The organism is Microbacterium sp. p3-SID336 (genome assembly GCF_025143365.1).
GTDB lineage: Bacteria > Actinomycetota > Actinomycetes > Actinomycetales > Microbacteriaceae > Microbacterium.
Genome location: NZ_JALXPE010000048.1, coordinates 19,861 through 29,199 on the forward strand (window position 1 = coordinate 19,861; position 9,339 = coordinate 29,199).

At 73.4% G+C, this 9,339-nt stretch carries 7 protein-coding genes; 5 read left to right on the forward strand and 2 right to left on the reverse strand.

Features of this window, described 5'->3' with window-relative positions:
* The first annotated feature begins 21 nt into the window (after positions 1–21).
* From M3C17_RS14170 to M3C17_RS14185, 4 genes are all read left to right on the forward strand, one after another.
* Complete coding sequence (locus M3C17_RS14170) at positions 22–4,605, forward strand: ATP-dependent helicase (protein ID WP_259978533.1); 4,584 nt, start codon at positions 22–24, stop codon at positions 4,603–4,605.
* A gap of 84 nt (positions 4,606–4,689) precedes the next feature.
* Entirely contained in the window at positions 4,690–5,490 is an 801-nt protein-coding gene (locus M3C17_RS14175; protein WP_259978535.1) for an EI24 domain-containing protein, read from the forward strand.
* Positions 5,490–6,263, forward strand: a complete 774-nt coding sequence (locus M3C17_RS14180; protein WP_259978537.1) for a DNA-formamidopyrimidine glycosylase family protein — start codon at positions 5,490–5,492, stop codon at positions 6,261–6,263. Before M3C17_RS14175 ends, M3C17_RS14180 begins: the two co-directional genes overlap by 1 nt.
* 81 nt (positions 6,264–6,344) lie before the next feature.
* Entirely contained in the window at positions 6,345–6,752 is a 408-nt protein-coding gene (locus M3C17_RS14185) for a DapH/DapD/GlmU-related protein (protein WP_259978539.1), read from the forward strand.
* A 12-nt stretch (positions 6,753–6,764) separates the two neighbouring features.
* Here M3C17_RS14185 and M3C17_RS14190 read toward each other — a convergent pair whose 3' ends face one another.
* Entirely contained in the window at positions 6,765–7,424 is a 660-nt protein-coding gene (locus M3C17_RS14190; RefSeq protein ID WP_259978540.1) for a response regulator transcription factor, read from the reverse strand.
* On the reverse strand, positions 7,417–8,649 hold the full coding sequence (locus tag M3C17_RS14195) for an ATP-binding protein (protein ID WP_259978541.1): 1,233 nt from the start codon (positions 8,647–8,649) through the stop codon (positions 7,417–7,419). The genes M3C17_RS14190 and M3C17_RS14195 overlap by 8 nt, the downstream gene beginning before the upstream one ends.
* Before the next feature lie 114 nt (positions 8,650–8,763).
* On the opposite strand from M3C17_RS14195, the gene M3C17_RS14200 reads away from it, so the two are divergent.
* The coding region (locus M3C17_RS14200) for a PspC domain-containing protein (protein WP_259978542.1) at positions 8,764–9,339 on the forward strand (576 nt) is incomplete at its 3' end.

Sequence of the window (9,339 nt, forward strand, 5' to 3'; positions counted from 1 at the left end):
GGCCTCCGCCAAGATGGAGGCATGAGCGACGTGCTCGACCGCTTCACCCCGGCCACGCAGGACTGGTTCCGAGGGGCCTTCACCGCGCCCACTCCCGCCCAGGAAGGGGCGTGGGAGGCGATCTCCGCGGGCAAGCACGCCCTGGTGGTCGCGCCGACCGGCTCGGGCAAGACGCTGTCGGCGTTCCTCTGGGCGATCGACAGCGTCTTCCGCGAGCGTGCCGAGCCGCGCGCCGCGTCGTCGGAGGACGCGGGGCGCACCCGCATCCTGTACATCTCGCCGCTCAAGGCCCTGGGCGTGGACGTCGAGCGCAACCTGCGGTCGCCGCTCATCGGCATCGGGCAGTCCGCCCGGAGGCTGGGGACGGCGGCACCCGCCGTCACGGTCGGCGTGCGCTCGGGCGACACCACGTCGAGCGACCGCCGCAAGCTCGTGTCCGATCCGCCCGACATCCTGATCACGACGCCCGAGTCGCTGTACCTGATGCTCACCAGCCGCGCCGGAGACACCCTGCGCGACGTGCACACCGTGATCATCGACGAGGTGCACGCCGTGGCCGCGACCAAGCGCGGCGCGCACCTGGCCGTGAGCCTGGAGCGGCTCGACGCGCTGCGCGCCGGACACGGGGCCGAGAAGCCCGCGCAGCGCATCGGGCTGTCCGCGACCGTCCGGCCGATCGACGAGGTCGCGCGCTTCCTCGGGGGCGCCGACCCGGTCGAGATCGTGGCGCCGCCGGCCTCCAAGACCTTCGAGCTCGGCGTCGTCGTGCCGATGGACGACATGACCAATCCGCCGCCCCCGCCAGGGGCCCCGCCCGAGGCGCCGGGGGTGGACGCGGAGTACACCGAGGTCACGGGTTCCGTGTGGCCGCACGTCGAGGAGGCGATCGTCGACCGCATCCTGCAGAACAACTCGACGATCGTGTTCGCGAACTCCCGCCGCCTGGCCGAACGGCTCACCGGGCGACTCAACGAGATCTACTCGGAGCGGATCGGCGTCGCGCTGCCGGAGCCGACGGTGCCGGCCGGGATGATGGCGCAAGCCGGGGCGACCGCGGGTGCCGACCCGGTGCTCGCGAAGGCCCATCACGGCTCGGTGTCCAAGGAGCAGCGCGCCCAGGTGGAGGAGGAGCTGAAGTCGGGCGTGCTGCGCTGCGTCGTCGCGACGAGCAGCCTGGAGCTCGGCATCGACATGGGCGCCGTCGATCTTGTCATCCAGGTGGAGGCGCCGCCGTCTGCCGCGTCGGGTCTGCAGCGCGTAGGACGCGCGGGACACCAGGTGGGCGAGATCAGCCGCGCCGCGCTGTTCCCCAAGCATCGCGGCGACGTGCTGCACACGGCGATCGTCACGGAGCGCATGCTCGCAGGCAAGATCGAGGCGATCCAGGTGCCGCGCAATCCGCTCGACATCCTCGCCCAGCAGACCGTCGCAGCCAGTGCCCTCGGCGCCATCAGCGTGGAGGAGTGGTTCGAGACGGTGCGGCGGTCGGCGCCGTTCCAGTCCCTCCCCCGTTCGGCCTACGAGGCCACACTCGACCTCCTCGCCGGCCGTTTCCCCTCCGACGAGTTCGCCGAGCTGCGGCCGCGGCTGGTGTGGGACCGGGATGCGGGCACCCTCACCGGTCGCCCCGGCGCGCAGCGCATCGCGGTCACGAGCGGCGGAACGATCCCTGACCGCGGGCTGTTCGGCGTGTTCGTGGCCGGCGAGTCGACGGGCGCGCGCGTCGGGGAGCTCGACGAGGAGATGGTGTACGAGTCCCGCGTGGGGGACGTGTTCACCCTCGGCACGACCAGCTGGCGCATCGCCGAGATCACACACGACCGGGTCAACGTGATCCCCGCCTACGGTCAGCCGGGCAAGGTGCCGTTCTGGCACGGCGACGGCATCGGGCGGCCGTTCGAGCTGGGCGAGGCGCTCGGGGCGTTCTCGCGCGAGGTGTCGTCGGCGACTCCGGAGAAGGCCCAGCAGCGCCTGATCGACGCCGGGCTCGACGAGCAGGCGCGGGCCAACCTGATGGCGCACCTCACGGAGCAGCGCGAGGCCACCGGCACCCTCCCCACCGACCGCACGCTGACCGTCGAGCGCGGGCACGACGAGGTGGGCGACTGGCGCGTCATCCTGCATTCGCCGTACGGCATGAAGGTGCACGCGCCGTGGGCGCTCGCCATCAACGCGCGGGTGCGGGAGCGGCTGGGGGTGGAGGGCTCCGCGGTCGCGAGCGACGACGGCATCATCGTGCGCATCCCCGACGCCGAGGCCGAGCCGCCAGGGGCGGAGCTGTTCGTGTTCGATCCGGACGAGCTGGAGCAGCTCGTCACCCAGGAGGTCGGCGGCTCCGCGCTCTTCGCCTCGCGCTTCCGGGAGTGCGCGGCGCGGGCGCTGCTGATGCCGCGCACGAACCCCAACCGCCGCACGCCGCTGTGGCAGCAGCGTCAGCGCTCGGCGCAGCTGCTGGAGGTCGCGCGTCGCCACCCGACGTTCCCGGTGATCCTGGAGACCCTGCGCGAGGTCCTGCAGGACGTCTACGACCTGCCGTCGCTGCGGCGCCTGGCGACCAGCATCGCGGATCGCCGCATCCGTCTGGTCGAGACGCAGCCAGGACAGCCCTCGCCGTTCGCGCGCGATCTGCTCTTCGGCTACGTGGGCGCGTTCATGTACGAGGGCGACTCGCCGCTCGCCGAGCGCCGGGCGGCCGCGCTCTCCGTCGACCCCGCCCTGCTGGGTGAGCTGCTGGGCACGGTCGAGCTGCGGGAGCTGCTCGACCCCGACGTGATCGCCCAGTTCGAGCACGAGGCGCAGCGTCTGGACCCCGAGCGGCGGGTGCGTGGCCTGGAGGGCGTCGCCGACCTTCTGCGCATGCTCGGACCGCTCGACGCCGCCGAGGTGTCCGCGCGACTCGACCCGGAGTCGATGGGCGGAGTCACCGCGGCGGCGCTGCTCGACGAGCTGATCACCGCACGACGGGCCATTCCGGCGACCATCGGCGGAACGGCCAGGGTCGCCGCGATCGAGGATGCCGGGCGGCTGCGCGACGCCCTCGGAGCAGCCCTTCCCACGGGCATCCCCGTGGCCTTCCTCGAGCCCGTGGCCGATCCCCTGGGAGACCTCGTGGCCCGGCATGCCCGCACGCACGGCCCCTTCACCACGGCGGCGGTCGCTGAGCGGTTCGGACTCGGTACGGCGGTGGCCAGGCACACCCTGCAGCGGCTCGAGACCAGCGGCCGCCTCACCAGCGGCTACTTCCTGCCCACGGCCGCCGGGAGCGCAGACGACATCGAGTGGTGCGACAGCGAGGTGCTGCGCCGGCTGCGGATGCGGTCGCTCGCCGCCATCCGCGGCTCGGTCGAACCGGTTTCCCCTGAGGCATATGCCCGCTTCCTGCCCGACTGGCAGCATCTCGGCCGTCCCCTCGAGGGCGTGGACGGCGTCCTCACCGTGATCGAGCAGTTCGCAGGGGTGCCGATCCCCGCGAGCGCCTGGGAATCGCTCGTGCTGCCGTCGCGCGTGCGCGACTACTCCCCCGCGATGCTGGACGAGCTGACTGCCGCCGGAGAGGTGATCTGGTCGGGTCAGGGCACCCTGCCGGGGCGCGACGGCTGGGTGTCGCTGCATCCGGTCGACCTCGCGCCGTTCACCCTCCCGGAGCCGGAGGCGGAGATCGCCGCCGACTCGCTGGAGGCCCGGCTGCTCGCGGCCCTCACCGCCGGCGGCGCGTACTTCGCCGCGCAGCTCAAGGAGATGACCGGAGCCGAGAACGAGCAGTCGGTGCTGGAGGCCCTGTGGGCGCTGACCTGGTCGGGCCATGTCACCAACGACACGTTCGCCCCCATCCGTTCGCTGCTCGCGGGCGGCTCGCAGGCGCACAAGGTGAAACGACGGGCTCCCCGGGCGCGCACCTATCGCGGCATGTCGCTCACGCGCACGGCACCGCGTCCCACCGCGATCGGCGGCCGCTGGTCCCTGCTTCCCGCGATCGAGACCGACCCGGCGCGACGGGCGACCGTGACCGCGGGGCTGCTGCTCGACCGCTACGGCGTGGTCACCCGCGGTGCCGTGCAGGCGGAGGGCGTGCCCGGCGGTTTCGCCCAGGCCTACCGCGTGCTCGCGGGGTTCGAGGAGGCGGGCCACTGCCGCCGAGGCTACGTGATCGAGAAGCTCGGCGCCGCGCAGTTCGCGGCCTCCGCCACGGTCGACCGGCTGCGCACGTATGCGGGTCTCGCCGATCCGCCGCCGCGCGCCGCTGTGACCCTCGCCGCCACCGACCCCGCGAACCCGTACGGCGCGGCGCTCGCGTGGCCCAAGCTGGAGGGGGTCTCGCACCGGCCGGGGCGCAAGGCGGGCGGCCTCGTCGTGCTGGTGGACGGGTCTCTCGTGCTCTCGCTGGAGCGGGGCGGGCGCACGGTGCTGTGCTTCAGCGAAGACGAGGACATGGTGCGCGCTGCCGCCGCCGACCTCGCGGCCACCGCGCGTGCGCGGCGCCTGGACACCCTCACGGTCGAGAAGGTCAACGGGGAGGGCGTCTACGGCACCGAGCTGGCCCGCGCGCTGCAGGAGGCGGGCTTCGTGCAGACGCCGCGCGGCCTCACGCTGCGCAAGGCCGTGTAGCGGTCGACGCTCGGCTCCGCTGTGCGAAGCCCTCCCCGCACGCCGCCCGACCCGGCACGCCGCCCCGACACCTACCCTGGAGCCATGATCCGAGAGTTCAGCGCCGGCGTCCGCACCCTGCTCCGCGGCTTCGGACTGTGGCGCACACGCCCAGGACTGATGGCGCTCGGCCTCATCCCCGCGATCATCGCCCTGGTGCTGCTCGCGGCGGCGCTCGTGCCGCTCGTCGTCGGGCTGCCCTCGGTGTCGTCCTGGCTGACGCCCTTCGCGGACGGGTGGGACGAGCCGTGGCGCGGGCTGCTGCGCACGGCTGTGGGGCTCGTCACCGTGGCCGCGGCGCTGGCGCTGGCGAGCTCGGTCTTCAGCGCGCTCACCCTCACGATCGGCGATCCGTTCTACCAGCGCATCTGGCATGCGGTCGAGGTCGACCTCGGGGATCCGCCGCCCGCCGACGGCGGCAGCTTCTGGACCACGGTCGGCGAGGGTCTGCGTCTGGTGATGCTCGGCATCCTGATCGCGCTCCTCGTGCTCATCGTGGGACTGATCCCCGGCGTCGGCGGCTTCCTCGGGCCGATCACGGGCGTGGTGCTGACGGGTCGGCTGCTGGCCAGGGAGCTGACGGCTCGCTCGTTCGATGCGCGCGAGCTCAGCCCCGCCGACAGGGCCGCGCTGTTCGCGGGCAGCAGGGCACGGGTGCTCGGCTTCGGCGTCGCCACCCAGCTGTGCTTCCTGATCCCGGGCGGAGCGGTGGCGGTGATGCCCGCGGCCGTCGCCGGCAGCACGATGCTCGCCCGCGACATGCAGGCGCGCCGCCCCCTCGCGCGCACGACGGTGGAGGCGCCGTCGTCGACGCCCCCGGCGCCCCCCGGGCAGGAGGTGCGCTGATGCCAGAGGGCGACACCGTCTTCCGCACTGCGCGGCGCCTCGACGAAGCTCTCGCGGGGGGCACCGTGACCCGCTTCGATCTGCGCGTGCCGAGGTTCGCGACGCTCGATCTCACGGGACAGCCCGTGCACGGCGCGGTTCCGCGCGGCAAGCATCTGCTGCTGCGCATCGGCGACAGCACGCTGCATTCGCATCTGCGCATGGACGGCGCCTGGTTCGTCTACCGGCCGGGCGAGAAGTGGCGGCATCCGGCGTTCAAGGTGCGGGCGATCGTCGGCACGGCAGAGCGCGAGGCGGTGGGCGTGGACATCGCTGAGGTGGAGGTCGTCCCCACCCGCGAGGAGGATCAGCTGGTCGGCCACCTCGGCCCCGACCCGCTCGCCGCCGACTGGGACGCGGGCGAGGCCGTGCGCCGCCTCGGGGCGGACACGCGCAGCATCCACGTGGCCCTGCTCGATCAGCGCAACGTCGCGGGGTTCGGGAACGAGTATGCCGCGGAACTCCTGTTCCTGCGCGGAATCCTGCCCACCACGCCGACGCCGGAGGTGGATGTGGCGGCTCTCCTGGACCTGGGAGTGCGCACCATCCGCGCGAACCGTGACCGCCGCAACCGCACCTTCACCGGCATCGACCGTCCGGGGCAGGCGACCTGGGTGTACGGGCGTGCGGGGCGACCGTGCCGGCGCTGCGGAACGCTGATCCGGCGCGGCGAGCAGGGCGCGGATCCCACGCGCGAGCGCATCACGTTCTGGTGCCCGCGGTGCCAGCGCTGAGGCGCATTCATCCGGGGGAATGAATCCACCCCTCCCGTGGTTGTTGATATATCCGGAGAACTCCGGAAAGCGGGAGGAATCGTGGGCAAGAACTACGTCGACATCGAGAACGACCATGGCGCGACGCTGCGGTACCGCAAGCACGCCAACGGCCGGGGTCTCGTCGCGCACGGCGCGAAGGTGCATCCGAAGGCGCACATCGAGGCCGGCGCCTACATCGAACCCGGCGCGCGCGTCGGTGCCGGAGCGATCGTCGCGCGCGGCGCGTGGATCGACGAGGATGCCGTGATCGGCGAAGGCGCGTACATCGACGCGCACGCACACATCGGGCCGGGCGCAGCCGTGGGCGACCACGCGCACGTCGGCGTCCGCACCGACATCGGCCCTGGCGCTCGCATCGTCCGCGGGGCCCGCATCGGCGACGACGAGACCGTCGCGGCCGGGCTCACCGTCGCCACGGACCAGAAGGGTCTCTGGCTGGCGGCCTGAGGCTGCGCCCGATCACAACAGCCGTCGCTCCGACGCCCAGGCCGTGAGCTCGTGGCGTGAGGACAGCTGGAGCTTGCGCAGCACCGAGGAGACGTGCGTCTCGACGGTCTTGATCGAGATGAACAGCTCGGCGGCGACCTCCTTGTAGGCGTAGCCGCGGGCGATGAGGCGCATGACCTCCTGCTCCCGCGCGGACAGGCGATCGAGTTCGTCCGTCGCGGTCGCGGTCTCCCCGGCGACCGCGCCGAACGCGTCCAGCACGAACCCGGCCAGACGGGGCGAGAACACCGCGTCCCCGTCCGCGACCGCATGCACGGCTCGGCTGACCTCCGCACCCGACGATCCCTTCGTGATGTAGCCGCGGGCTCCCGCGCGGATCACGCGCACCACATCCGCGGCGGCGTCGGACACACTGAGCGCGAGGAACCGGGCTCCCGATGCGGCGGCACCCCGAATCACGGCGGCGCCGCCGCCCGCGTCCTCGCCGTCCCCTCCCGGAAGGTGCACGTCGAGCAGCACGACATCCGGACGCGTCGCGGCGATCACGGCGACCGCCGAGGGCACGTCGGCGGCCTCCCCCACCACGGCGACGCTCGCGTCGAGGTCGGCACGCAGGCCGGACCGGAAGATGGAATGATCGTCGACGATCACGACACGGATGCTGTCAGCCACGGGTCTCCTGTCGGGCGGTGGTCCTGTCGGGCACAGCGGGGCTCGTGATGCGCAGGTGCACCTCGGTGCCGCCGTCGTCGCTGCGCACGGCCCCCGTGCCGCCCGCGCGCCGCATCCGACCGATGATCGACTCGCGCACCCCGAGCCGGTCACTCGGCACGTCGTCGAGCCGGAACCCGGCTCCCCGGTCGCGCACGAACACGTCGACGCCGCTGGCGCTGCCCTCGATGTACACCGAGACGTCGCCGCCGGCGTGCCTGGCCGCGTTCAACATCGCCTCCCGCGCGGCCGCCGCCAGCTCGCCGCTCGCCCGTTCCGCAGACAGCCCCGCCGACACGATGTCGATGCGCACGGCGTGGTCGAGCTCGAGCGCCGCCGCGTAGTCCCGCAGGTCGGTGGGCAGGTCGCTGTCGGCGGGGGCGTCGCCGTCGTAGAGCCAGGCGCGCAGTTCGCGCTCCTGCGCCCTGGCCAGGCGGGCCGCTTCGCTGGAGGCGCCGGCCCTGTTCTGGATCAGCGCGAGTGTCTGCAGCACCGAGTCGTGCAGGTGCGCGGCCATGACGCTGCGCTGCTCCTCGCGGATGCGGCGCACCCGTTCTCCCGCCAGCTCGCGCCACCGCGGCAGGAGGTTCGAGGCCAGCACCGCGAGGAGCCCGGCCAGCGGCAGCAGCACGAGCGCGACCCCGGAGCGGGCGTCGGGCCACGACAGGAGCAGCAGGAACACCAGGGCCAGCAGCAGCGCGGCCAGGATGCGCACCGCCGTGGTGTGCCGCGGGCCTCTCGCCGGGTCGGCCCGGTCGATCAGGGTCGCCCAGAGTCCGGCCGCCGTCGCGCACACGGCTGTCCCTCCCACCACGGCCGCGGCGGTGGCCGCAGGGATCGAGTCGGTCAGCCAGTCGCTGCCGCCGCGCCACGCGACGACGACCAGCGCCCCCACCACCGCGGGCGCCAGCAGCAGCCAGGCCACCGGGACGCGCCGCGACGGCGCCCGCTCGTCATCGGCCCACGGTGTGAGCGCCCAGCACCAGACGTAGAGCACGATTCCGGCGCCTCCGCACAGCGTCAGCGCCAGGAACAGCGCCCGCACCATCCAGACGCGGACTCCGAGGTGCCGCGCGAGTCCGGCGGCGACCCCGGCGACCAGGCACTCCCGATCGCGGACCAGCGGCGGCCGCGGAGGCGCGGGTACACGCGCCGGGCGCGTGGGGGCGGACACCGGAGAAGGCATACCGTCATCCAATCACCCGCACCGCGCGGCGGTGGCACCCGGGGCGAAGAACCAGGGTCGCCTCAGGGGCTCCCCCCATGGCAGCGTCCGCCGTCCGGCCGCGAAGATCGAAGCATGACGATTCCGACCGCCCCGCCTCCCCCTGCCGATCCCGCGGCGTCAGCCGATGCGGCCTCCGGCGCCGCCTCGCCTCCCCGTGCCCGGGGATCGGAGCGCTTCCTGCTGTGGATCGCCGGGCTCGGCGTGGCCCGCTCCGACGGGTGGCTGGGCGGGGTGGCCGCCGGCATCGCGGCACGCCTGCGCATCGATCCGCTGATCGTGCGGGGCGTGCTGGTGGTCGCGGCGCTGTTCGGGCTTCCGGCGATCTTCCTGTATGCGGTCGCCTGGGCGCTGCTGCCCGATCTCGACGGTCGGGTGCACCTGCGGGACCTGCTGCAGCGGCGCTACGAGCCCGTGCAGCTGGGGATCCTCGCGATGGCCGTGGTGGGTCTCCTGCCGACGGCACCGCTGACGGGCCGCCTGTTCGGCCTCGGCTACGACAGCTGGTCGGGGCTCTCGGCGTTCAGCTGGATCGTCGGTCTCGTGCTCGTCGCGGGCCTGCTCTTCCTGATCGTGCGTGCTGCGCGCCGCACTCCGGGTGCTTCCACGCCCGATCCGACCCGGGCTTCGGCGGATCAGGCGGCCCCGGAC